Raw genomic sequence first — 25,426 nt, forward strand, 5'->3', positions numbered from 1 at the left:
CCTGAAAGGAAGCCCGCACTAGCGGGCTTTTTTTTCCTTGCTATTTCTTTGTCTGCTCTTTTAGGGCATAAAATAACAATGGTGTGATGTATGAAAACACTAAAATTGGCTCAGTTGTTGATGCTGTCGATTTTGGTTCTGGGCTCCTCTGTGGTTGCTGCTGAACCCTATCCACTGGATTACTTTGCCTTACGCTCTGCGGTATCAAATGTAGAAGTATCACCGGATGGTAAGCATGTCGCTATGCTGTCAAACCCATCGAAAGAAGGTGATCCGTTCATCGAGGTGTATAAAACCGGTAACCTAAGTGCAAAACCCTTCCGCCTGAATGCTGATCCAATGGAGATCGTTAGCATTTACTGGGCTTCTGATGACGTTATCGTTTTTCGCGCTCGCCAAAAAGTGCGCGATAAAATCGAAGGTTTTAACCAGGGTGTTTATGAATTTGTTCTGGCTTCTGTAGATATCAAACGGAAGAAAATTAAAAAATATGAAGATATCGGGGCCGATATCGAAAACATTCTACCCAGTAAAAAGAACAAGGTAATTTACTCTTTTGTGCCGGGTAATTTTAAAGGTTCAAAACTGTCTGAAGCGTTTCGTCCACGTGCTTATTATGAGCTGAATCTGAAAACGGGCGGAAAGAGCCTGGTGGCTCGCGGTAAGATTGCATTGGGTCAAATTGAAACAAATGGTGACGGTAAGCCTTGGTTGGCTCGTGGTTTTGACATTCAGAAAGGTGATCTGGTTTGGTACGCTCGAGTGAATGGAGAGGGTGATTGGGAAGAGTTTCACCGCCAACACGAAGACAGCTTTGAAGAATTCTCTGTTCAGGGTTTTGATCCGGAGAAGCCGAATATCTACTTTGTTGTAGCCAACAACGGTAAAGATAAAGCCGGTCTTTGGGAATACGATGTTAAAGCGAAGAAGTTTGGTGAGTTGATTTACGCTCGCAAAGACGTCGATATTGCCGGGACTCTGCCACACAGTAATGCCTGGACCAATCCGGACACTCAAGTTGCTGTGAGCTATACAACGGACCGCACGCATCGCGAGTTCTTTGATGGCCAGGAAGCCGCCGTTTACGAGCAGTTGCGTGGCATCGTGCCAAACGCTCAATACATTCGCGTGAACAGCCGTTCCCGTGATGGCAATACCTTGACCGTGTACAATCAGGGCCCTCGTGACCCGGGTACTTACTATTTGCTGCACAAAGGCAAGTTCAGCAAAATCGGTAGCACCTATCCACTGTTGAAAGCGGAAGAGCTGGCGGATGTTCGGTACATTAAGTACAAGGCACGTGATGGTCGTACCATTCCCGCTTACATTACCGTTCCAAACGGCAAGCCGCCTTTCCCTGCAATTGTGATGCCTCACGGTGGTCCTTTTGTTGCTGAAGGTATTCGTTACGACGAGTGGGCTCAGATGCTGGCCAATAATGGTTATCTGGTTCTTCAGCCCCAGTATCGTGGTTCGAAAGGCTACGGTATGGAACACTATATGACGGCATTCAACACCGAGGCCGGCGGCCAGGGTGGTTACAAAATGCAGGACGATAAAGATGACGGCATGATGTACCTGGTTGAACAGGGCTTGGCCGACAAAGATCGCCTGGGTTTCTATGGTTGGTCCTATGGTGGCTATGCGGCACTGATTGCTGCGGCAAGAACGCCGAACATTTATCAGTGTTCTATTGCTGGTGCGGCTGTAACGGACAATCAGTATCAGGTCAACTTCTACCGCGCACGTATCCGTGGTTCGGGTGCTATCGAGCAGCTTCGTATGTGGGATGACAGTATTTCCCCTATCGAGGAAGTGGCCAAGGTGAATATTCCCTTGCTGGTCATTCATGGTTCTGTAGACCAGCGTGTACCACCCGCTCACGCGCATCGTTATATGGATGAAGTTAAGAAGTTAGGCAAAAAAGTGTCTTACATCGAGTTGGATGGTGCTGACCACTTCTCGAATACTTTGTTCTATAACCACCAGAAGCTGTTGTATGAATCCATTATCAGCTTCCTTAAAAACGATTGTGGCCCAGGCGGTTTGTAATGGCTTGATCACATCAAATTAAAAGGGGCTCAGGCCCCTTTTTTTATGCCTGTGAGGTTGATACAGTGCTTGTGTAAAAATTATTCGCTTGATGAGCAATGGAGGCTGTATGGCAAGATATATTTCCCTTTTATTAGTGTTGTGCACCGGTTTGCACTCTGTCAGTGCGCTGGCAAACGAACCGTATCCACTTGATTACTTTGCACTTCGCGAGGTGGTGATGGACGCTCGGGTATCTCCGGATGGAAAGCGTCTTGCGGTACTGACTATTCCTTCAAAAGATGGCGATCCTGTTGTTGAAGTCTATAAAACCGACAACATGTCCGCCAAACCTTTCCGAATCAATGCTGATCCCATGGAGGTCCGCAATATCTACTGGGCAACCAATGAAGATATTGTTATGCGTCTTCGTCAAAAAGTACGCGACAAGATTGAAGGCTTTAATCAGGGGGTTTTCGAATTCAAACTGGCTTCAGTAAATGTAAAAAGCAAGAAGTTTAAAGAGTATGAACAGATAGGGGCGTCCATTGTTCATCTGTTGCCACAGAAATCACGTAAAGTGATTTACTCTTTTATCCCTGGAGAATTTGAAAACAATCGACTTTCAGAGCCGTTTCGACCTACTGCTTATTATGAGCTGGATCTCAAAACAGGCCGCAAGCGTCTTATTTTGCGCGGTAAAATTGCCCTTGGGCAGGTGGAATTTGATAACAACGGGACTCCGTGGCTGGCCCGTGGTTTCGACTTAAAGAAAGGTTTTTACGTTTGGTATTATCGTCGCCCGGGCGAAAGCGATTGGACGGAGCTGTACCGCTTAAGTGAGCACAGTTACGAGAGCTTTGATGTTGTTGGCTTTGATATCAATAATCCCCACCTGTTTTTTGTTGTTGCTAATAATGGCCATGACAAAACAGGTCTTTGGGAATTCGATTCCAATAAAAAAGCGTTTACTGAACTGATTTATCGCCGCAACGATGTGGATGTGCAAGGTGTGCGTTTTCACAGCAATGATTGGACATCCGGTGATGAGGTTGTAGCGGTTCGCTATGCCACCGACAAGATGCACTATGAGTATTTTAATGCCCAGGAGGCTGCAGTTTACCAGCAACTGGAAAGTCTGGTACCGCATGCCTACAGCGTTCGAGTGTTGAGTCGGACCAAAGATAATCAATCTCTGGTGGTGTTTAATACAGGGCCTCGCGATCCGGGGTCTTTTTATCTATTGCATAAAGGCAAGTTTAGCAAAGTGGGTAGCGAACAGCCTTTGTTAGAAGCTGAAAAGCTTGCCGATGTAAAGTACATCAAGTTTAAAGCGCGTGACGGACGCGACTTGGCGGCCTACGTTACCGTGCCTAATGGTAAACCACCGTTTCCAGCGATTGTATTGCCCCATGGTGGCCCCTTTGTGGACGAGTTGGTGGTCTATGATGAGTGGGCACAAATGCTTGCCAATAATGGTTATATGGTGGTTCAGCCCCAGTATCGTGGTTCGTTCAACTACGGAATTGATTTCCATAAATCGGCATTTATCGATGGCAGTGAAGCCGGCTTCAAAATGCAGGATGATAAAGATGATGCCGCTCTGGAATTGGTCAAGCGGGGCTGGGCGGAAAAAGATCGTCTGGCCATGTATGGCTGGTCCTATGGCGGCTACGCGGCTTTGGTTGCGGCATCACGTACACCGCAGATTTATCAGTGCAGTATTGCGGGTGCGGCGGTTGCCGATATGACTATGCAGGTGAACTACTACCGTGCTCAACTGCGCGGTGTGCAGAAAGAGCGTCAGTTAAAATATCGCCTGGGCGCTGTTAACCCCATTGACGAAACCAAGAAGGTTAATATTCCTCTTTTAATGATTCACGGTGATGTGGATCAGCGGGTTCCGGTAACGCATGCTGTGAAATACAGAAAAGAGATTGATGATCAGGGTAAGCCTTTTAAATATGTGGAACTAAAAGGGGCCGATCATTTTTATGATACGTTGGAGTACGAGCATCAGAAGCTTTTGTATGAATCTATCATTGGTTTTTTGAAGAGCGATTGCGGTCCGGGTGGTTTGTGAGGGACTGTTGGTCCTGACTAAAAAGACAAAGGCAGCTTCGGCTGCCTTTTTTGATGGCTTGATTCAAGTAGAGGGGAGCGTAAAACTCTTTAGTAGGTGATTGAGATTGTTACTGTGTTGTTCAACCAACTGTGCGGCCTCATCGGTTTCGCGCATATTGTTGATGGCCTTTTGGGTTTCGCCGCGAATCTGATCAATGCTCTCACTCATGTTTTTGGCTACAGCGTTTTGTTCCTCTGTTGCTGAAGCAATCTGTGTGTTCATCGAGCTGATAGTGCTGACAGAGTTAGTGATGTTTTGAAGAGAGGCGCTGGTACTTCCGGCACTTTCGACGCTTTCATTGGTTTGATCCTGGCCTTGCTTCATGACATTCACGGCCTCCAGTGCACCTCCTTTCAGTTTTTCCAAAAGGGCATTGATTTCTCCGGTGGAGTCTCGAGTGCGTCCTGCGAGGGTTCGGACTTCATCAGCGACGACGGCAAACCCTCGACCTTGTTCACCCGCACGTGCAGCTTCGATGGCGGCATTGAGTGCAAGCAGGTTGGTTTGTTCGGCAATATCATTAATGACCTGCACGATGGCGTCGACACCTTTGGTGTCTTCTTCAAGGGTTTCTATGGTGCTTGCTGCCCCCTCTATGCGTTCGGCCAGCATATTTATGGAGGACATGTTGTTTTCCATAATGCCGTATCCGTCACGGGATTCCTGGTCCGCTGAGTTGGCTGCGTCCGCTGCCATGGAGGCGCTTTGGGCCATGTTTTCGACGGTACGAAACATCTCGTCCATAGCTGTTACTACCTGCTCACTGATTCTTTCTTGGTTCTCCATGCCTTTATTGGTTCTCGTGGAGCTGTCGACCAGTTGCTCGGCCGCACAGGCGAGGTTGTTGCTGGTGTTTTGAACTTCGTTGAGCAAATTACGCAAGCTGCTTGCCATGCTGTTGGTGGCATTGGCTAGTTCAGTAAGCTCATCATTTCCATCCAGATGCAGGTCTTCAAAATCAAGATTGCCTTTCGCAATGCTTCGATTGACGTCCAAAATTTGTTGTATCTTACTGACAATGGTCTCGCTTAAACTGATGGCAATCCCTATGCCCAGTATCATTGCGAGGCCGGCGCCAATGGCCAATGCGATCCGGGAAAAACTGATGTCATCGGCTAAGGCCTTAACATCGCTTTTCATCAGCGTGTTCTGGCTGTTGCGCATTGCGCATAGATTTTCTTGAATGGCGACTGCTCTCGGGGCGGCTTTACTGCCGAGCCAGTAGTTTGCGAGATTCCAATCACTTTTCTGTCGTGCGTTTATAATGATGTCTGCGCTGTCTTTAAAGCGTTTCCGGTTGTCCTGGTAGCGTTGCCAGCTTTCATGATTTTGCAGCTGATCCAAGGCTTGAAGCTCGTTGAATAGGACAGTGTTTTTCTGCCATTGTGTTTGAAAGGCATCAAGCTCAGCTTGTCCGCCGTTCTGTACGAAAGCGTGCAGATCCTGCAGGCTACGATACATGCTGTTCATACTGTCGCTGAGGAGCTTCTGTGTTTGTGATGTTTTACTCGACGGGATCGACTCTTGCAAAATCTGATTGAGAGCCTGGGTGCTGAGGGTGGCTGCGGGTTTGGAAACTTCACTGAGGGTTTTCAACGCCGGGATGTTCGCATCACTGTGGGCGATAGATTCAATTTCTTGTTGGGCCTGTCGGAACTCCTCAATGATTTCGTTCATCTCTTGAAGTCGCTTGATGTTGTTTGGATCGGTCCAGTTTTTGGAAAGCTGGTTCAGTTCGCTCATACTGCTGTCAATCAAGCTCCAACCTTGAGCCCGGTCAGCCATGAACTTTTTTGCTTTGGCTGGGTCGTTCCCCAGAATCATATAGCCGCGCAAGCCAGCGAGTGTGATGTTAATGCCGTTGCTCAATTTGAGGCCGGCAATTACCGTGGGCTTGCGCAGATTATTCAAGCGTGATTCGATATTGGAAATATCCTGAATGTTGTAAAACAAATAGCCGGATGTAAGCCCGGTCAATGCTAATAGCACTGCAAATCCTGTAAGCAGTTTCGCGCGAATTGAAAGGCGCATGGTCTATCACCCCGATTTTATAAATAGTGTCGTATTAATCACTATAGGATGGCTTTCGGGAATGAACAAAAGTCAAATCAAAAGTTTTTTCTTGTCTGATCAATCTTCTAAACGATCTTGACACTTCTCTAAGTTGACGTGAAGTTGGCGGTCAGCTTGTCAAAAAATAATCGTCAGTGCTCTTGGATTTTTCTGATCGGAATGAGTAAGGGCTGAATAAAGAGATGGGGAGGCTTTGGTGGGCTTAGGTCAAATCAAAACGTTGAGCAAAGTCGCTCAGAGTGAGCGACCATGATTCAATAGGGGCTGGCTAAGAATCTTCCGGTAACGGCCAGCCGCCCATATCTTTCCATTTGTTGACGATCAGGCAAAACAAGTCAGCCGTTTTTTCAGCGTCGTAAGCGGCACTGTGTGCTTGGCTGTTGCTGAATTCCATACCGGCGGCAACACAGGCTTTTGCAAGAACGGTTTGTCCGAATGCGAGTCCGGCCAGTGTGGCAGTGTCAAAGCAAGAGAAGGGGTGGAAAGGGTTACGTTTGATCTGGCAACGATCTGCAGCGGCATTGACAAAGCCCAAATCAAAATGAGCATTGTGAGCGACCATTACCGCGCGAGTGCATCCATTGGCCTTCACAGCTTTGCGAATCGAAGAAAAAATTTCCGGCAGAGCAATCATTTCTGGTTGCGCATCGCGATCCGGGCTTGAGGGATCGATACCGGTAAAATCCAGTGCGGACTGCTCAATATTGGCGCCCTCGAATGGGTCGAGATGGCAGGCAAAGGTTTCGTCGCGATGCAATATGCCATCATCATCCATGCGCAGGGTGACCGCAGCAACTTCCAGCAGGGCGTCGGTGTGTGCGTTAAAGCCACCCGTCTCGACATCCACGATTACTGGCAAAAAGCCGCGAAAGCGTTGTGCAAAAAGCGTTTTAATTTCCGGTGTTTCTTCGGCCGGGCTCATGACTGCCACACTTGCTCCTTAGTCAATCCGTATTTATTAAGCTACACGCCAGCGTAGGGTTTCACCTGCACGCAGGGGCACGAGGTCACTGTCGCCAAAGTCCATACTGTCAGGCACAGTCCAGTCTTCACGAACCAGTGTAATGGTATCGTCATGGCGAGGCAGGCCGTAAAAGTCCGGACCAAAGTGGCTGGCAAAACCTTCCAGCTTATCCAGGGCGTTGGCGTCTTCAAAGGCTTCGGCGTACAGTTCGACTGCCGCGTAAGCGGTGTAGGCACCCGCGCAACCGCAGGCAGCTTCTTTCGCGTGCTTGGCGTGAGGGGCGGAATCGGTGCCGAGGAAGAATTTCGGGCTGCCACTGCACGCGGCGGCAATCAAAGCTTCCTGATGGCTTGAGCGCTTGAGAATCGGCAAGCAGTAATAGTGAGGTCGAATGCCACCGGCCAACATGTGGTTGCGGTTGTACAGCAAGTGGTGGGCGGTAATGGTGGCCGCCATATTATCGCCAGCCGCATTAACAAAGTCAGCCGCATCTTTGGTGGTGATATGTTCCAGAACCATTTTCAGTTCCGGGAAATCTTTATTCAGCTGCTGCAGGGTCGAGTCGATAAAGCGTTGCTCGCGATCAAAGATATCGATGCTGCTGTCGGTAACCTCGCCGTGCAGGCAGAAGCGAATGCTGTGTTCCTGCATGGCGTCCAGTGCGGGGTAGACATTTTTGATGTCGGTTACACCGGAATCGGAATTGGTCGTGGCGCCGGCAGGATACAGTTTGCAGGCAACAACGCCGGCTTCTTTAGCGCGGGCGATGTCATCGGCGCTGGTGTTGTCGGTAAGATAAAGCACCATCAGTGGGTCGAAATTGGAGCCCTCAGGGCGAGCCGCCAGAATGCGTTCTTTATATGCCAGGGCTTGCTCAGCCTGAATAACCGGTGGAACCAGATTCGGCATGATGATTGCGCGCCCAAAATAGCGGGCGGCGTCGGGAACAGTATGCTCCAATGCTTGGCCGTCACGTAGATGGATGTGCCAGTCATCGGGGCGGCAAATGGTAAGGCTTTGGCTCATGCAGGTTCCTTTGTTGCTCTCGTGTTTACTATCGGGCTGAATCGGGTCTAGCAAATGGCAGTAATGTCTGCTCTGTGACGCGGCATCCTACCAAAATCAAGGCTAAAGCACATTAGCTAGATGCCGATAATCTTAGTCGAAGGCGCCGAAATTCGGTTATTTGAGTGCATTTTACGAAGTTAGCTTGTGAGGGCAGGGTTATGACGAGGCAGCAGTTGAAAATCATGCGCCGCTTGGATCTCGGTTTGCCTGCATTGTGTCTGTTGATGTTTCTCTGTTTTCTCCTGGTAGGCAGGGCTGAAGCCATGCGCTATGAGGCGGGCTTCGATAAGGCCAACTGGGAGAGCGAATCCTCCATTTTTGAATGTCGCATGAGTCAGATGGTGCCAGACTATGGTCAGGTGGTGTTCTATCGACGTGCCGGCGAGAAGCAGCAGTTTTTCCTCGATACCAAAACCATATTTTTCAAGCGTGGTCGAGGTGCGTTGCAAATTACGGGGCCGGTGTGGAAGCCAAGATCGCCCGTTCAAAATCTGGGTTATATCGATGTGGTGGAGTCCAAGCGGCCGGTCACTTTAGGGCCCAAACTGTCTGAGCGCATTATGTCGGAGCTAGGGAAGGGGCAGCAGGTGGTGATTACCCGCAAACCTTGGTACGGCGCCAACGAATCCCTCTCGGTGGCCTTTAATTCCCTGAATTACCGCCCCGTTTACGATAACTATTTAAGTTGTGTTGCCGGGCTGCTGCCGGTTAATTTTGACCAGGTTGAAAGAACCACGCTGCATTTTGGTGGTTCCAAAGAAACCCTGAGTAAGCAGCAAAGGGCCTCTCTGGATCGCATTGTGATTTACGCCAAGGCTGACAATGAAGTCACCACCTATTACGTGGATGGTCATACCGACAGTCGCGGTATTATGGCGGAAAACCTTGAGCTATCGAAAAAGCGGGCTGAGCAAGTCGCTGATTACTTGCTGCGTGCAGGTTTGGATAAAAATAAGATTCAGGTTCGCTGGCACGGTGAGCGCTACCCGGTGGCCTCCAATCGCAGTCCCAAAGGACGTGCTGCAAATCGGCGGGTGACGGTGAGGCTTGAAAAAGGCGAGCCTTCCATGGATGTGGCATCTCGTTGATGCTCGAACGCTTCGTTTCAATAAGTTTCGTGAATATTGTCTATTTGTTGTAATAGGAGCAAACGGGTTTCTGTGATGCAAAGCCTGTAATATAGCTTCTCCAGTATCGTTATCCACCGATACTATCCCATTTGTAGTAGAAGTTTTGCCCTAAAGTGTAGGGATATTTCTGTGAAATATTTATCCTCCTATGTATAATACGTGCGCCAAATTTTAGGTGTGAAAATCAGTTTTTGTCTATTTTTAGACCACAAGCTGGCCTGGCAGCCTAGAATGAATGCTGCACAATGAAATGGCGACCAACAGCCATCCGCCCCAGAAAACAAAGCGGGGCAATAATGGGCTTTGCTTAGAAAAGTCCGAGTTATTGATCCATAGCGGGAGACAATTATGTCCTCAGTAAAAAAAGTTGTGTTGGCCTATTCCGGTGGTTTGGATACGTCGGTCATCGTTCGTTGGTTGCAAGAGACCTATAACTGTGAGGTTGTAACCTTCACAGCCGATATCGGCCAGGGCGAAGAGGTAGAGCCAGCGCGCGCCAAAGCTGAAGCGCTGGGCGTGAAAGAAATCTATATTGATGACCTGCGCGAAGAGTTTGCCCGCGATTTCGTCTTCCCTATGTTCCGCGCCAACACCATCTATGAAGGTGAGTACCTGTTGGGCACGTCCATTGCCCGCCCGCTGATTGCCAAGCGACTGATTGAAATTGCCAATGAGACCGGCGCCGATGCGATTTCCCACGGTGCGACGGGTAAAGGTAATGATCAGGTGCGCTTCGAGCTGGGTGCCTACGCGCTGAAGCCGGGCATTCAGGTGATTGCCCCGTGGCGTGAGTGGGATCTGACCTCCCGCGAAACCCTGATGAAATACTGTGAAGATCACAACATCCCGGTTGACTTCGCCAGCAGCAAAAAGAAATCCCCTTACTCAATGGATGCCAACCTGCTGCACATCTCTTATGAAGGCGGCAATCTGGAAGATCCATGGTGGGAGGCCAATGACGCCGAAATGTGGCGTTGGAGCGTTTCCCCGGAAGAGGCTCCTGATGAGCCTACCTATCTGGAATTAACCTACGAGAAAGGCGACATCGTTGCCATCAATGGTGAGGCCATGAGCCCGGCCACCGTATTGGAATACCTGAACAAGGTTGGTGGCGAGAATGGCGTGGGTCGTCTGGATATTGTTGAAAACCGCTATGTCGGCATGAAGTCTCGAGGTTGTTACGAAACTCCCGGCGGCACCATCATGCTGAAAGCACACCGTGGTATCGAGTCCCTGACCCTGGATCGCGAAGCGGCCCATCTGAAAGATGAGCTGATGCCCAAGTATGCAGAATTGATTTACAACGGTTACTGGTGGAGCCCTGAGCGTAAGATGCTGCAGGCGGCCATTGATGAGTCTCAGCAGCACGTAAATGGTGATGTACGCGTAAAACTGTACAAAGGCAGCGTATCGGTAGTTGGCCGCCGTAGCGCAGACAGTCTGTTTGATGAGGCGATTGCGACCTTTGAAGATGATGCAGGCGCCTATGACCAGAAAGATGCTGAGGGCTTTATTCGCTTAAATTCTCTGCGTTTACGAATTGCGGCCGATAAAGGTCGAAATAACTTATAAAAGCTGGCAACAGCGAATAATTAGCCCATACTCCATGGACGGAATGGGATAGACCGCATTTAGCCTGCATGTCATATAGGAAGAAATTTGCTCTGCCGGCTGCTGGTCTTTGTTGATCGTAATCAAGTGATATAAACCTGACATCGTAGATAATTTGCGGTGCATTGGGGTAATTAAAGAAGTATCCAGTGACAGCCTGAGTCCCACCGCGGTGAAACAGGACGTTGTTTGATCAAAAAAGAATCCTCAATTCTTAAAATCAATTAGGAAAGTCGCTATGAGTAGTAACTTGGCAACCGCTGGTGAACAGCCGGCATACAACTACGATATAGTACGTAAATTCGCCGTGATGACCGTCGTTTGGGGCGTGGTCGGAATGTCGGTGGGCGTACTGATCGCGTCGCAGCTAGCCTGGCCGCAACTGAATGACATTATGCAACCGTTTACGCACTTTGGTCGCTTGCGTCCTCTGCACACCAATGCGGTTATTTTTGCATTTGGTGGCTGTGCTCTGTTTGCAACCTCTTACTATGTGGTACAGCGTACCTGTCAGACACCGCTTTGGGGTGGTTTTCTGGTGCCGTTTACCTTCTGGGGGTGGCAACTGGTGATCGTACTGGCGGCCGTGACGCTGCCACTGGGTTTAACTTCTTCGAAAGAATACGCTGAGCTGGAATGGCCCATTGATATCCTGATTACTCTGGTCTGGGTGTCTTACGGTATTGTGTTCTTTGGTACGGTTATTAAACGAAAAACCTCGCACATCTATGTGGCGAACTGGTTCTTCGGTGCCTTTATCCTGACCGTCGCGATTCTGCACGTGGTGAACTCGGCGGCAATCCCGGTTACTCTGACCAAGTCTTATTCTGCCTATGCCGGCGCCATGGATGCGATGATCCAGTGGTGGTACGGTCACAATGCGGTAGGTTTCTTCCTGACTGCGGGCTTCCTGGGCATCATGTACTACTTCGTACCGAAGCAGGCTGAACGTCCGGTATACTCATATCGTCTTTCCATCATCCACTTCTGGGCATTGATTTCCCTGTACATCTGGGCGGGTCCACACCACCTGCATTACACCGCATTGCCGGATTGGACTCAGGGTGTTGGTATGGTGATGTCTCTGATCCTGTTGGCCCCATCCTGGGGTGGTATGATCAACGGCATCATGACGCTGTCTGGCGCATGGCACAAACTGCGCACGGACCCAACTCTGCGCTTCCTGGTGGTTTCTCTGTCTTTCTACGGTATGTCTACCTTCGAAGGCCCGATGATGTCCATCAAGACTGTAAACGCTTTGTCTCACTACACCGACTGGACAATTGGTCACGTACACTCCGGTGCGCTTGGCTGGGTTGCCATGGTATCAATTGGTGCTCTGTATCACCTGATTCCAGCTCTGCTGGGTCGTAAGGATATGTGGAGCGTTAAGCTGGTGAACATGCACTTCTGGATGGCCACCATCGGTACCGTTCTGTACATCGCCTCCATGTGGGTGAACGGCATTATGCAAGGTTTGATGTGGCGAGCGTTCAACGCCGACGGCACCTTGACTTACAGCTTCGTTGAATCTGTAGAAGCCAGTTACCCAGGTCACTATGTCCGTGTATTGGGTGGCTTTATCTTCCTGCTCGGCATGTTTTTTATGGCGTACAACACCTACCGCACATTCCAAGCTGAATCTGAAAATGCTACGGCTGCACAGCCTCAGTCAGCGTAAGGTAGAGGAGAGATAACCGTGAAGAATCACGATAAAGTAGAAAAGAATATCGGCCTGATGATGATCCTGATGGTTGTAGCCATCAGTTTCGGTGCGCTGGTTGAAATCGTGCCTCAGTTCTTTAACAAAGCAACCACTGAGCCGATTGAAGGCCTGAAGCCTTACACTGCCTTGCAACTGGAAGGTCGTGACATTTACATCCGCGAAGGTTGTAACGTATGTCACTCCCAGATGGTTCGTCCATTCCGTTCTGAAACCGAGCGTTATGGTCACTACTCAGTTGCCGGTGAGTCGGTTTACGATCACCCATTCCTGTGGGGCTCCAAGCGTACCGGTCCGGACTTGGCCCGTGTAGGCGGCCGCTACTCGGATGAGTGGCACCGTGCACACCTGTATAACCCACGAAATGTAGTACCTGAATCCAATATGCCTGCTTTCCCTTGGCTGTTTGACAATGTGTTAGATCACAAAGTTACTCCCAAAAAAATGGAAGCACTGCGTAGCTTGGGCGTTCCTTACACCGATGCAGATATTGCGGGTGCTGAGGAAGCTGTAAAAGGCAAAACCGAAATTCAAGCTTTGGTTGCCTATTTGCAGAACCTGGGTTTGTTGTTGAAACAGAAGCGTTAATCACTGGGTAAAGCGTTATGGATATTAACGATTGGCGTGGCATTTCAACGGTCTTTTTAATGATTGCTTTTATCGCGACCTGGATTTGGTTGTGGAGCAGCAAGCGCAAAAAAGGCTTTGACGAAGCTGCAAACTTACCGTTTGCCGATGAAGATGAGCATCAGCAATCGGCGACAGAAAAAGACGCTCGTTCCAGCAACGCTGAATAAAGGTATTTAATTATGTTGACTACATTTTGGAGTTGGTGGGTAATTTTATTAACCTTGACCAACTTAGTTTTGATCTGCTGGGTTTTGTTCGCGAACAAGAAAGTTGCCGTGAACGATGATGATGACCCGGAAAACGAAACCACTGGCCACGTTTACGATGGTATTGAGGAATACGATAACCCTCTGCCAAAGTGGTGGTTCCAGATGTTCGTTATCACTCTGATCTTTGGTGCTATTTACTTTGCTCTTTACCCGGCACTGGGTAACTGGAAAGGTTTCCTGGGCTGGACCTCTATTGGTCAGTGGGAAGCTGAAGTTGAAAAAGCCAATGTGAAGTACTCCGAGACCTTCGGTCAGTATCAGGACATGTCTATTGAAGACATTGCTGCTGATCCCAAGGCGATGAAAATCGGTACTCGTTTATTCTCCAACAACTGCGCAGTGTGTCACGGTGCAGACGGTGGCGGTAACGTGGGCTTCCCGAACCTGACCGACAAGGATTGGTTGTACGGTGGCTCGCCCGCTGAAATTGAAATGAGTATTACCCACGGTCGTAACGGTGCAATGCCACCTTGGGGTGATGTGATTGGCGAAGACGGTGTTGTTGCGGTTGCTGAATACGTTCTGAAAATGTCCGGTCAGGAACACGATGCCAGCAAACTCGAAAAGGGTGAGCAGGTTTACAACACTACTTGTGTGGCCTGTCACGGTGCAGATGGCAAAGGTAACATCATGCTGGGTGCGCCGAACTTGACGGACAGCATCTGGTTGTACGAAGGCACAGGTGAGGGCATTCGTCACTCCGTGCGTAACGGTCGTGCGAACGTGATGCCAGCTCAGGCTGACAAACTGCGTGCGGACAAGATTCGTATGCTGACGGCCTATGTTTACAGCTTGTCACAAGAATAAACGTCTTAGTCGATAAGCGACCCGAACGCCACCCTGAGTGATCAGTGTGGCGTTTTTTGTATCTGGAATAACTCAGTTAAACCGCAAGCTTGCCGATAGCGTAACAATAGCGGGGGAAAGGATTCAGGCTTTACTTGATCCAGTGCAAGCAAATGAGTGTATATAAGCTAGTGTTAAAGTACCAAAAGGTTTAACATTCGCGCCATAAAGTTTGTGGCTATGGCCAGGAGAAAAGGCCCGTACACAGAGCTTTCAAGATGGTGTCATTTCTACCAACCTTGGCGTCGAGCCGGACGGTCAGGGCACAAGAACCGCTAAAGCGGCACGAGCGAATGATGATAAGCATGTAAAAAACATGCGACAGCCGTGATACCCGGATAAACTGGGTAAATCTGAAGAGGTCTCGTTGTGACTGATAAGATTCCTACCACTGAAGTGGATAGTAAACCCCAAAAACAGTACATCGATCTGTATGCCGGATCGAATAAAATTTATACCCGTAAAGTCAAAGGCTTTTATCAACGCCTGCGTCGTTACACGGGTATCCCTTTGTTATTAGGCTTTTTATTGCTGCCGTGGTTTAACATCGAAGGGCGCCAGGCCGTGCTGTTTGATTTGCCTGAGCGAAAATTCCATATTCTCTGGACAACGTTCTGGCCACAGGATTTTATGCTGCTGGCCTGGTTGCTGATTATTGCCGCCTTTGCTCTGTTTACCGTCACGGTTCTTGTTGGCCGAGTCTGGTGTGGTTTTACCTGTCCACAAACCGTATGGACTCTGATGTATATTTGGGCAGAAGATAAGTGCGAGGGTGATCGCAATGCCCGGATTAAATTGGATAAAGCGCCCTGGAGCTTTGAAAAAATTCGCAAGAAAGCGTCCAAGCATGGGCTATGGTTGCTGATCGCCTTTGTGACCGGCTTTACATTTATCGGGTATTTTTATGGCGCGCGAGACCTGATTGTCGACCTGTTTACGTTTAACGCACATCCGGCCGGTGTGTTTTGGGTCTTCTTCTTTACGGCGGCGACTTACGGGAATGCCGGCTTTTTGCGCGAGCAAGTGTGTAAATACATGTGCCCGTATGCGCGTTTCCAATCGGTGATGTATGACCGGGATACCATGTTGGTAACCTATGACGAAGCGCGTGGCGAAACCCGTGGCAAGCGCAAGGCTCGTGAAGACTATAAATCCAAGGGGTTAGGCGACTGTATCGACTGCGGATGGTGCGTGCAGGTTTGCCCGGTGGATATCGATATTCGCGATGGCCTGCAATACGAATGTATCGATTGTGGATTGTGTGTCGATGCTTGTGACAGCGTAATGGACCGGATGAAGTATCCGCGTGGGCTGATTCGTTTTACGACTCAAGATGCGCTGGAAACCGGTGAAACCCATGTGTTGCGCCCCCGCTTTATCGGTTACGTCGCAGCTGTGGTGCTTATGGTTGGTCTTTTCGCTTATACCATTGGCACTCGCACACCTTTGGGGGTGGATGTTATTCGCGACCGTGGTGCGAAGCTGTTCCGTGAGACACCGGAATACATCGAAAACGTCTACATGGTGAAGATTAACAACATGGGGCGGGGTGAAAGTTACTTCAGTGTGAATGTGCAGGCCGATGAAACCGGCAGCGTGCCAAGTGATTACCGCATGAAGAAAAAATATCGCGCCTACCTCGAAGAAGGAGAGATCTTCTCTCTGCCTGTGAGTGTGCGGATTGATCGCGACAAGCTTGAGGCCTCTAAATCAACCATTTACTTCGTGGTTGAAGCCGAAGATGATGCGACAGTTCACGCGATTCAGAAGGCCAGCTTTATCGGCCCGAGCAAGAACTGAGTCCTTTGCTGTAACAGGGCATAGGCTGTAGCGCTAAAGCCCTGATTCCCGTCTGGAGAAGACCGCGTTATTCGCGGTTTTTTTGCGTTTGGGTTCTCGGAAAAGTGGCTAATGTTTCAGCCATAAAGGAATGCGACGCTACTTGATCCAGATACAGCACTTTCAACGGGCTTCGTTTATAATGCCCCGACTTTAAAGAGCTCTGTAGTGAGCCATCGGGCCCTGTGCCCACGTTCTATCTAGCCAGTAATATGCTTTTGTTATTAGGATGCTGTTATGCCTGCACCCATTGAAGATACTGTACCTTGGTACAAGCAGTTCTATCCGTGGTTTTTGATTGCTTTACCCGGTTCCGTGGTTATAGCCTGCGCAATCACCATTTATCTGGCGGTTACCGCCGACGATTCGGTGGTAAGCGATAACTACTACAAGGATGGTTTGAAGATTAATCAGCGCCTTGAACAAGACGAACGCGCCAAGGCTCTTGGCTTGGCCGCACAGATTGAGTTCGATCTGGAAGTGGGTGATATCCTGATGGATATTACCGGTTTGGTGCAAGACCCTGATCAATTGCAGCTGGAGTTTATCCACCCGACCAATCACGAATATGATCGTGTGGTGGTTTTGCACCGTTTACAAGGTAATCGTTACCGAGGTGATTTGGAGTATCAGCTGACGTTTCGCCAATATCTGCGTCTGTCCCCGGTAGGTGACATTAACGAAGTTGATTGGCGCTTGAACGGTGATATCAATTTTAAAGAATCCAAAATTGCCAAGCTGGGGGCCCAGTGAGCCAAGCTGCTGAAGAGCGCTGTTATCACTGCCAGTTAGAGATTCCCGCCGGTGCTGATTTTCCCGTAGAAATCGATGGCACTCAGCAAGCCATGTGTTGTGTGGGCTGCCAGGCCGTGGCCAGTGCAATCGTGAACGGTGGTCTGGCTCAGTTCTATCAATATCGAAGTGAAAGCGCTGATCGTCCGGACGAAGACAAGCAACAAAGCTGGGCGGTTTACGATCTGCCGGAAGTGCAGCAGGATTTTGTGCTCTCATTGGAGGGCACGGAAAAACAGGCACAATTGCTTCTTGGCGGTATCACCTGCGCCGCCTGTGTCTGGCTGATCGAGCAGCATATTCAACGCTTGCCACAGGTGAGTAAAGTCAGGGTGAATTCGAGCACGCATCGTTGCTGGATTACCTACGACGAATTCAAAGGCGCACTGAGCGAAATTTTTGCCAGCCTTAGCGATATCGGCTTTCGGCCACAGCCTGCCACCGATGAAAATCAAAACCGCTTGCTTGAGGATGAAAATCGCAAAGCCTTGCGTCGTTTGAGCATTGCCGGTCTGGGCATGATGCAGGTAGGCATGGTCGCCATTGCCTTGTATGGTGGCGAAATGTTTGGCATCAGCGAACAATGGCAGGGCTATTTGCGCTTGGTCAGCTGGTTGTTTGCCAGCCCGGTGGTGTTTTACAGCGCCGTCCCTTTTTACCAAGCCGCCTGGCGTGCGATTAAAACTCGACATCTGGTCATGGATGTTCCCGTTTCTATCGCGATTCTTCTGGCGTATTTTGCCAGTGTCTGGGCGACGATCAGCAGTGGGCCCGATGTCTATTTTGACTCGGTCTCGATGTTCACCTTTTTGCTTTTAATTGGTCGCTATCTGGAAATGCGTGCTCGTCATCGGGCAGGTTTTGCGGCCGGAAATCTGGCCCAACTTTTGCCACCGACTGCTCACCGCTGCGACGATGAAAAGACTGTGGAAACCGTCCCGCTGAAGCTGGTGAAAGCCGGTGATACGGTTATGGTCATGTCCGGTGAAACCATTCCCTGCGATGGCTATGTTCAGGAGGGGCGGAGCCAGGTTGATGAGTCCTTATTGACCGGTGAATCCATGGCCGTTGCCAAAACGGTTGGGCAAACTGTGGCGGCAGGTACGGTAAATGGTGAGAGCCCTCTCTGGATCAAAGTCAGTGCCTTGGGTGACAACACACGTCTATCGTCCATTTCTCGCCTGGTGGCCCAGGCCGAGCAAGAAAAGCCTGCGCAGGTGGCGATTGCAGATCGGGTTTCGGCATATTTTGTGGCAGCGGTACTGTTGATCGCCAGCGCGGTTTTCCTGTTCTGGTGGCAGCACAAACCGGAAGATGCGCTCTGGATTACTTTATCGGTTCTGGTTGTGACGTGTCCTTGTGCGTTGTCCCTGGCGACCCCGGTAGCGCTTACTGCAGCGACCAATCGTTTGCGTCGACAGGGTTTATTAATTGTTAAAGGGCATGTGATTGAAACGCTGACCAAACTCAATCGTGTGGTCTTTGATAAAACCGGCACGCTGACGGAAGGCCAACCCGCGGTAGAAAAAGTGGTGTGCCACCAGTCGCTGGACAACGATCAAGTATTGTCTTTGGCGGCTGCCCTGGAGCGCGGAAACAGCCACCCCATTGCTAAAGCGTTTCGAGGTTTTGAGCAACATCTGGATGTGGGTGATGTGCAATCTCACACGGGTGCGGGAGTCAGCGGACAATGGCAGGGCAAAGAAGTACGATTGGGGCGTGCGGCATTTGTTCTACCTGAGGGTGATCTGGATACGCGAGCTATTGTGTTGGCGGTTGAAGGGCAATTAGTCGCTGAAATTTTTCTGGAAGACTCTCTGCGTGGAAGCGCGGCTCCAGCGATTACTACCTTACAAAAGAAAAATATTCACATCGAATTGCTGTCGGGTGATGCTACTGCGACGGTATGCCACATTGCAGAACAACTGAATATTCGCGATGCTAGCGCCATGGTGTCACCTGAGGAAAAGCTCACGAAAGTGCAGTCGTACCAGGAAGCGGGTGATATTGTGATGATGGTGGGTGATGGTATCAATGATGTGCCTGTATTGTCCGGCGCGGATGTTTCTGTCGCCATGTCGGGTGCCAGTGACATTGCCCAGACCCACGCGGACAGTCTATTGCTCAGTGGTGATTTGCAGGCCTTACCCAAGGCCATCGAGAGCAGTTTCTTTGCGCGCAAAATCATTGCCCAGAACATGAGTTGGGCGATCGCCTATAATGTTCTGGCGTTGCCGCTGGCTGCTGCGGGTTTGGTCCCCCCATATGCGGCGGCAATTGGTATGTCGGCCAGCTCACTGATTGTAGTGTTGAACGCACTGCGTTTAAATAAAGCGTAATTCTGAACAGAAACGTTTGGCTAGTGTTTTGAAAGATAGCCGTCGAGGTGTCAATGGACAGTTTATATATCTTAATTCCCATCGCGATTGTGTTTGTCATCATCGCGGCCAAGGTATTTTTCTGGGCGGTTGATAATCACCAGTTTGATGATTTGGATACCGAAGGCCAACGTATTTTGTTTGATGATGATGCCCCTGTGAAAAAAAGCGACAGCGCGCCCAAGGCTTCGGCTTCAGATGCTACTGACGCGGATTCTCAATCCAGCGGTGACGATTCTCAGTAGAAAAAAGCATGAGCGATTTACTTTCCCTGTGGCCAGTCTTTCTCGCCACCTTCAGTGTAGGTTTGCTGGGCAGTGGCCATTGCCTGGGCATGTGTGGCGGAATCGCCTCGGCCCTTGGTTTCGCCATTGGACCGGAAAAACAAGCCAAGCGTACGGCAATCCTGCTGAGTTACAATCTGGGGCGAGTATCCAGCTATACCCTATTGGGTGCGGCAGCGGGTATTGTCGGCAGTCAGATTGGTGCGGCTTCTGTACTTCGAATTATTGCCGGAGTCTTGTTGATCGCGATGGGTTTGTATCTGGCAAATTGGTGGCGTGGACTGAGTTACCTGGAAAAGCTGGGCGGTGTTTTGTGGCGATACATCCAGCCGTTAACGAAATCCCTGCTGCCGGTGCAGCATTCTGGTCAGGCGGTGTTACTGGGTTTGGCCTGGGGCCTACTGCCCTGTGGCATGGTCTACAGTGCTTTGGCCTATTCGGTTGCCCAAGGCAGTGCACTGGGTGGTGCGGTGGCGATGGCAGGCTTTGGTATGGGTACCTTGCCTGCGGTGGTGGCCAGTGGCTGGGCGGCGCAAGGTTTTAAATCCCTCTTTCAAAATACCTGGGTGCGTCGTCTCTTTGCAATGAGCATTATTGCCTTTGGCGTCTGGACGCTTTGGATGCCTCTGGCTCACAGTGGTCATGGTGCCCATGGGCATCACGGTGGTATGAACCATGGTGAAATGAATCATGAAGGCATGAGCCACGAGGACATGAACCACCAAAACATGGATCATAGCAAGATGAACCATGAGGAAATGGATCACGGAAGCATGGATCATAGCAAGATGAACCATGAAGAAATGAATCATGAACACATGAATCATTCTAAAACTGAAGCCGATAAAAATACGCCCTAAATTCAATTTTCTCGTCGATTTTCTCAATAGCCGCGTTTACTGATGCTCGGTCTAGAGATGTCTAAGCAATTAAATGCAACGACAAATCACTTACTTTCCCCCGGGTTAAATGTCGTCTTCTGGCCGAAAGCCATGGCACGCCATTCGTCGTTTTTTGAAATTTTTGATCTGTCAGGAATGACACCTTATACATCGTGTGGACTTTTAAGTCATTGATTTTTAAGGAGTCTATTTTTGCCTGCACGATTGAATTGTCTAAAAAAAGTGCAATGAAAAATCAATGGAAAAAACTGTGCTACTTTGAGTAAAGAAGTTATTTTTCTGCCGATAGCAGAGTAACGAGGTACTTAGGGATTTAAGGCACGGAGCGCAAAAAAAATTGAATTCATTGCAAATTAAAATGATTGGGAAGTGATAGTGCCATGAGAAAAAATTTACCGGTCAATGACAATGAGATCGAACTGCAGGAATCGTCGAACATTCTTTCGACCACCGATTTCCAAGGTAAGATCCGTTATGTAAACGACGACTTTATTAAAATAAGCGGGTTCGAAAAAGAAGAACTCATTGGTGAGGATCACAACATTGTCCGTCACCCGGATATGCCGCCGGCAGCATTCGCAAGCTTATGGGCTTCTCTCAAATCCAATCGTTCCTGGAAAGGCGTGGTAAAAAACCGTTGTAAAGACGGCAGTTATTATTGGGTAGATGCGTACGCGATTCCCATTGTGAATGGCGATGATATTGAATACCAATCGGTACGTCAGAAAGCCAAACCGGAAGTCATCGCCCGAGCAAAAGAAACCTACAGCAAAATCAATGATGGCGGCAGCTTGCCGTTTTTCATATCAACTCGCCTTCAAAATGTGTTGGCCTTGGGTTTGGTAAGCGTGATTTGCGCTGGCCTATCGGCGGCTTTTTTGCCGGTCTCATTACTGCAGGCTGCAATGTTGGCAGTAATGATGTTCGTCGGTTTTGGCGCGGGTTTGTATCTCTGCAACAAACCGGTGCTGAATGCGATCGATGAGTGCTACAAGGTGTCCGAGGATTCCCTGGCGCGATACATTTACACCGGTCGACAAGACGATGCGGGTGCGATTTCTTTTGCACTGCAAATGCTGCGCTCAGAAGCCTCCGGTTTGATCGGTCGTATGCAGGCCACCTCGAAAGACTTCCAGAAGAAATCCAGCTTTGTCAGTGATCTGCTGAAGCAGAGTAAAGAAGAAACCCGCAAGCAGTTTTCTGAAACCGATTCCGTAGCTACCGCAGCCAACGAAATGAGTGCGAGTATTCAGGAAGTGGCCAGCAATGCCCAGCTCGCTGCCGATTCAGCTGTGGGGGCGCGAGATTCTGCAATGTCCGGCAAATCCGTTGTGCAGGATACACAGGCGCTGATTGAGTCCTTCAAAAATGAAATGGAGAGTGTATCTACCTCTCTGAATAAAGTGGAACAGGATGGCAATAACATCAGTTCGATTCTGGACGTGATTAAAAACGTTGCCGAACAAACTAATCTGCTCGCTTTGAATGCGGCCATTGAGGCGGCACGTGCTGGGGAGATGGGTAGGGGCTTTGCGGTAGTGGCCGAAGAAGTACGCACACTGGCAAATCGTACCCAGGATTCTACCGCACAAATTGAATCAATGATTGTCGCATTGCAGAGCAGTACCAAAGAATCCGTCAGCATGATGGGACAGGGCATTGCCCAGGCCAGCGAATGTATGGAAAAGGCCACCCAGGCGGTGGATTCGCTGGAAGCCATTGAGAGAGCCATCGACAGTATCAATGGTATGAACCAACAAATTTCTGCAGCCGTTGAGCAGCAGTCCAATGTATCGGACGATATCAGCCGCAGTGTAACCCACATTCGAGACAGCTCCGAAACCAATCTCCAGGGCGCAGAAACCTCGGATACCGAGAGTCAGGAGATTGATCACTCTGCGAGAGGTTTGCATTATCTATCCGAATTCTTCTGGGATAGAAACCGCCGCTTGAGTCGCTAAATTTATCGGCACAGCCATGCTGTGCCGTAAGTGCCTGCCGTTATTACCAAGGGCCCTTATTAGGGTGTAGCAAGTGCAAGGAAACAATGTTCGCTTCGGTGAGTTTCCTCTGCCAGTTGGGGGAAGAAAGTGGCCAGGCCCAGGACCCGGAGAGGTTCTGGGTTTGTCCATTTTCAGGCCTCTCAACAATTCCTAGGGGCTGTTCAGCCTGCCTGCCGCTTATTCATTTACCTGTAAAGTGACTAGACCTCCGGGCCGCATTCTGCGAGTATAATGTTCAGACAATAGAAGCCTTCCTTTAGATGAAGGTCATTTGCCGACCCGTTTAAGCATCCCGAAAGTGAATGCCATAGGCGTTGGTTCTAGCCCGAGATAGCCATATGTCCACACATATTGAAGTTCTGGAGTCATTCGATAGCTTTCAAAACCATGTGAGCAACACCTTCTTTGATATGAGTTGTGTGCCCGTGGAAAACGACTCCGGACGTTTCCAAAGCAAAATTCAGGCGCGCGAGATGAGCAAGCTGGGTGTGGTGGACATCACCAGCAGCGCGATCAATGTCTTCCGCCGTAAGACCCACATGTCGACCATCGAAACCCCGCAATATCTGGTGAAGTTCCAGACTTCAGGGGAAGGTCTGGTGCGTCAGCGTGGCCAGGAAGCGCACCTTAGACCTGGGGATTTTGTATTGTGTAGCAATACCGAACCCTATGAACTGCATTTCCCCGAGTTTTATCGACAGATTGTCTTGGCGGTGCCACAGGCGGCATTGCAGCAGGCGGTACGCGAACCCGACATCTTTCTGGGACAGCGTATGGCGGCGGATGTCGGTGCCAATGGTTTGCTAAGCCAGATGGTTCATAGCATGGGCCCCATGCTCGATAATATGGACCCCTTGCTGGCCTCAAAGTTGGAGAATAATGTCTTTGATCTGCTAGCGACGGCGCTGGAACACGGTCAAACCAAGCCACGCTTGGATAACGATGGTGTGAAGACGGAACATCTGTTTCGCATCAAAGCCTTTATTCGTAAGCATTTGGGCGATTCTCGTTTGTGCCCGGACTGGATTGCCAAAGCACACGATATCAGCACTCGCTATCTGCACATGCTGTTTAATGATGAAAATACCTCGGTGTCCCGCTACATTCAGCGCGAGCGGGTTGAAGCCTGCAAGAGCTGTCTGGATGACCCGGGAATGGATATCTATACCATTACTGAGATTGCCTTTCGCTGGGGCTTTAATGATGCCTCTCACTTCAATCGGGTGTTCAAGTCTGCCTATGGCATTACGCCCCGGCAGTACCGGCAGCGTCACCATCTCCAAAGCTAATTGGCTTCACCGAGCCATCTGTAGAGAGTTGCTTGCTGCTTAAAGTGATACGCAAAACTCATTTTTCCTATCTATTTTGTATCTTTATGTGTAATCTAAGTGCTTTCCCAACCGAGCTGAACAGCTATTGCGCCAGCTTTCCGGCTAAACCGATGCCAAAAGAATAAAGAGGAGTGATTATGAGCTTTGAAACCATTGAGTTCTCGATTAACGACGGTGTGGCCGTTTTGAAACTGAACCGCCCTGACAACCTCAACAGCTTCAACACCCAAATGCACGAGGAAGTGCGTCAGGCCATCACTGAAGTGCGTACTGGTGGCGAAGCTCGCTGTCTGCTGATTACCGCTAATGGGCGTGGCTTTTGTGCTGGCCAGGATCTTGGTGATCGCTCGGTTTCAGCCGATGGTCAAATGCCGGATCTGGGTGATTCGGTCGAAAAAAATTACAACCCGCTGATTCGTTCCATCCACAATTTGGAAATGCCTGTTGTGTGTGCCGTAAATGGTGTGGCGGCGGGGGCCGGCGCCAGTATTGCTCTGGCTTGCGACATTGTTCTGGCGGCAAAGAGCGCCAGCTTTATTCAGGCTTTTTGTAAAATTGGTTTGATTCCTGATTCCGGTGGCACCTGGGCATTGCCTCGTCTGGTCGGTTTGGCCCGCGCCAAAGGCCTGGCGCTGCTGGGTGATAAATTATCCGCTGAGCAGGCCGAGAAATGGGGCTTGATCTGGGAATGCGTCGAAGACGAAGAGTTGATGGAAAAAGCCACAGCTTTGGCCACGCATTTTGCTAGCCAGCCAACCAAAGGTTTGGCAATGACCAAGCGTGCTTTGCGTGAATCCACCTCGAACAGTCTGCACGAGCAATTGGAGCTGGAAAAAGAATATATGCGTATCGGTGGTCGCACCGAAGATTACAAAGAAGGCGTTGCTGCTTTTAAAGAAAAGCGCAAACCTGAATTTAAAGGATGTTGAAGCATGGCTGAGAATTATACAGCCGCGCAGATTGCGGAAATGAGCCCGGAGCAATTGGCTCAGGCATCAGCCGATGCACTGTTTGAGCGGGATATCGCCGCCAAGGACATGGGCATTGATATTGTCAGTGTAGGTCCCGGGCGCGCCGAACTCAGCATGACGGTTCAGCATCGCATGCTTAACGGTCACGCGACTTGTCATGGTGGTTTTCTGTTTGCCCTGGCAGATACCGCTTTTGCTTATGCCTGCAACAGCCGCAATGAAAACACCGTGGCCGGCGGTTGTTCCATCGAATATCTTGCGCCGGGCCGTGAAGGGGATCGCTTAACAGCAGTTGCGGAAGAGCGTTCTCTGGCTGGTCGCACGGGTTGCTACGATATTTCTATTTTTAATCAGGACGAAACATTGTTAGCTCTGTTTCGTGGTAAGTCCCATAAAATTCGCGGCGCGGTAATTGCCGGCAGTGACGCGGAATAAAAGCCATAGCTTTAGCTTGAG

20 protein-coding genes are annotated in these 25,426 nt (G+C 49.7%); 17 read left to right on the forward strand and 3 right to left on the reverse strand.

All coding sequences use genetic code 11. The annotated features are described in order from the left end of the window. The first annotated feature begins 90 nt into the window (after positions 1–90). A complete protein-coding gene (locus G8768_RS18965; RefSeq protein ID WP_166843443.1) occupies positions 91–2,052 on the forward strand; it encodes an alpha/beta hydrolase family protein in 1,962 nt (653 codons plus the stop codon). Positions 2,053–2,161: 109 nt separating this feature from the next. After that, a complete protein-coding gene (locus G8768_RS18970) occupies positions 2,162–4,114 on the forward strand; it encodes an alpha/beta hydrolase family protein (protein ID WP_166843442.1) in 1,953 nt (650 codons plus the stop codon). Between the two features lie 63 nt (positions 4,115–4,177). Here G8768_RS18970 and G8768_RS18975 read toward each other — a convergent pair whose 3' ends face one another. From G8768_RS18975 to pyrC, 3 genes are all read right to left on the reverse strand, one after another. Then, the gene (locus G8768_RS18975) at positions 4,178–6,187 is read right to left on the reverse strand and encodes a methyl-accepting chemotaxis protein (protein WP_166843441.1); all 2,010 of its coding nucleotides are present in this window, start codon (positions 6,185–6,187) and stop codon (positions 4,178–4,180) included. A 310-nt stretch (positions 6,188–6,497) separates the two neighbouring features. Beyond that, entirely contained in the window at positions 6,498–7,151 is a 654-nt protein-coding gene (rnt, locus tag G8768_RS18980; RefSeq protein WP_166843476.1) for a ribonuclease T, read from the reverse strand. Between the two features lie 36 nt (positions 7,152–7,187). Beyond that, positions 7,188–8,219, reverse strand: a complete 1,032-nt coding sequence (gene pyrC / locus G8768_RS18985) for a dihydroorotase (RefSeq protein ID WP_166843440.1) — start codon at positions 8,217–8,219, stop codon at positions 7,188–7,190. A 200-nt stretch (positions 8,220–8,419) separates the two neighbouring features. Between pyrC and G8768_RS18990 the strand changes: the two genes are divergently transcribed. The 15 genes from G8768_RS18990 to paaI all read left to right on the forward strand — a co-directional run bounded on the left by G8768_RS18990 (position 8,420) and on the right by paaI (position 25,405). Next, a complete protein-coding gene (locus G8768_RS18990; protein ID WP_166843439.1) occupies positions 8,420–9,349 on the forward strand; it encodes a flagellar protein MotY in 930 nt (309 codons plus the stop codon). A gap of 390 nt (positions 9,350–9,739) precedes the next feature. Continuing rightward, complete coding sequence (locus G8768_RS18995) at positions 9,740–10,963, forward strand: argininosuccinate synthase (RefSeq protein ID WP_166843438.1); 1,224 nt, start codon at positions 9,740–9,742, stop codon at positions 10,961–10,963. 277 nt (positions 10,964–11,240) lie between these two features. Then, entirely contained in the window at positions 11,241–12,683 is a 1,443-nt protein-coding gene (ccoN, locus tag G8768_RS19000; RefSeq protein ID WP_166843437.1) for a cytochrome-c oxidase, cbb3-type subunit I, read from the forward strand. Between the two features lie 18 nt (positions 12,684–12,701). After that, a complete protein-coding gene (gene ccoO, locus G8768_RS19005) occupies positions 12,702–13,313 on the forward strand; it encodes a cytochrome-c oxidase, cbb3-type subunit II (RefSeq protein ID WP_166843436.1) in 612 nt (203 codons plus the stop codon). A 17-nt stretch (positions 13,314–13,330) separates the two neighbouring features. Further along, positions 13,331–13,522, forward strand: coding sequence for a cbb3-type cytochrome oxidase subunit 3 (locus tag G8768_RS19010; RefSeq protein ID WP_166843435.1), 192 nt, complete (start codon positions 13,331–13,333; stop codon positions 13,520–13,522). Between the two features lie 15 nt (positions 13,523–13,537). Then, the gene (gene ccoP, locus G8768_RS19015; protein ID WP_306667744.1) at positions 13,538–14,431 is read left to right on the forward strand and encodes a cytochrome-c oxidase, cbb3-type subunit III; all 894 of its coding nucleotides are present in this window, start codon (positions 13,538–13,540) and stop codon (positions 14,429–14,431) included. A 408-nt stretch (positions 14,432–14,839) separates the two neighbouring features. Continuing rightward, positions 14,840–16,270 (forward strand): cytochrome c oxidase accessory protein CcoG, encoded by a 1,431-nt coding sequence (gene ccoG, locus G8768_RS19020; protein WP_166843434.1) that lies wholly within the window; start codon positions 14,840–14,842, stop codon positions 16,268–16,270. A gap of 276 nt (positions 16,271–16,546) precedes the next feature. Then, positions 16,547–17,062 carry a FixH family protein gene (locus G8768_RS19025; RefSeq protein WP_166843433.1) on the forward strand — a complete coding sequence of 172 codons (516 nt, stop codon included), beginning with the start codon at positions 16,547–16,549 and terminating at the stop codon, positions 17,060–17,062. Beyond that, positions 17,059–19,440 carry a heavy metal translocating P-type ATPase gene (locus tag G8768_RS19030; protein WP_341801036.1) on the forward strand — a complete coding sequence of 794 codons (2,382 nt, stop codon included), beginning with the start codon at positions 17,059–17,061 and terminating at the stop codon, positions 19,438–19,440. The genes G8768_RS19025 and G8768_RS19030 overlap by 4 nt, the downstream gene beginning before the upstream one ends. A gap of 53 nt (positions 19,441–19,493) precedes the next feature. After that, positions 19,494–19,724: a cbb3-type cytochrome oxidase assembly protein CcoS gene (gene ccoS, locus G8768_RS19035; protein WP_166843432.1), complete on the forward strand. Its 231-nt coding sequence runs from the start codon at positions 19,494–19,496 to the stop codon at positions 19,722–19,724. 8 nt (positions 19,725–19,732) lie between these two features. Then, positions 19,733–20,623 (forward strand): sulfite exporter TauE/SafE family protein, encoded by an 891-nt coding sequence (locus G8768_RS19040; protein WP_166843431.1) that lies wholly within the window; start codon positions 19,733–19,735, stop codon positions 20,621–20,623. Positions 20,624–21,045: 422 nt separating this feature from the next. After that, the gene (locus G8768_RS19045) at positions 21,046–22,626 is read left to right on the forward strand and encodes a methyl-accepting chemotaxis protein (protein WP_166843430.1); all 1,581 of its coding nucleotides are present in this window, start codon (positions 21,046–21,048) and stop codon (positions 22,624–22,626) included. Positions 22,627–23,006: 380 nt separating this feature from the next. After that, entirely contained in the window at positions 23,007–23,957 is a 951-nt protein-coding gene (locus G8768_RS19050; protein ID WP_166843429.1) for an AraC-like ligand-binding domain-containing protein, read from the forward strand. Positions 23,958–24,136: 179 nt separating this feature from the next. Beyond that, positions 24,137–24,928 carry a 2-(1,2-epoxy-1,2-dihydrophenyl)acetyl-CoA isomerase PaaG gene (paaG, locus tag G8768_RS19055; protein WP_166843428.1) on the forward strand — a complete coding sequence of 264 codons (792 nt, stop codon included), beginning with the start codon at positions 24,137–24,139 and terminating at the stop codon, positions 24,926–24,928. A gap of 3 nt (positions 24,929–24,931) precedes the next feature. Continuing rightward, complete coding sequence (paaI, locus tag G8768_RS19060) at positions 24,932–25,405, forward strand: hydroxyphenylacetyl-CoA thioesterase PaaI (RefSeq protein ID WP_166843427.1); 474 nt, start codon at positions 24,932–24,934, stop codon at positions 25,403–25,405. The last annotated feature ends 21 nt before the right edge of the window (positions 25,406–25,426 follow it).

The sequence above is a fragment of the Pseudoteredinibacter isoporae genome (genome assembly GCF_011602085.1).
Lineage (GTDB): Bacteria > Pseudomonadota > Gammaproteobacteria > Pseudomonadales > Cellvibrionaceae > Pseudoteredinibacter > Pseudoteredinibacter isoporae.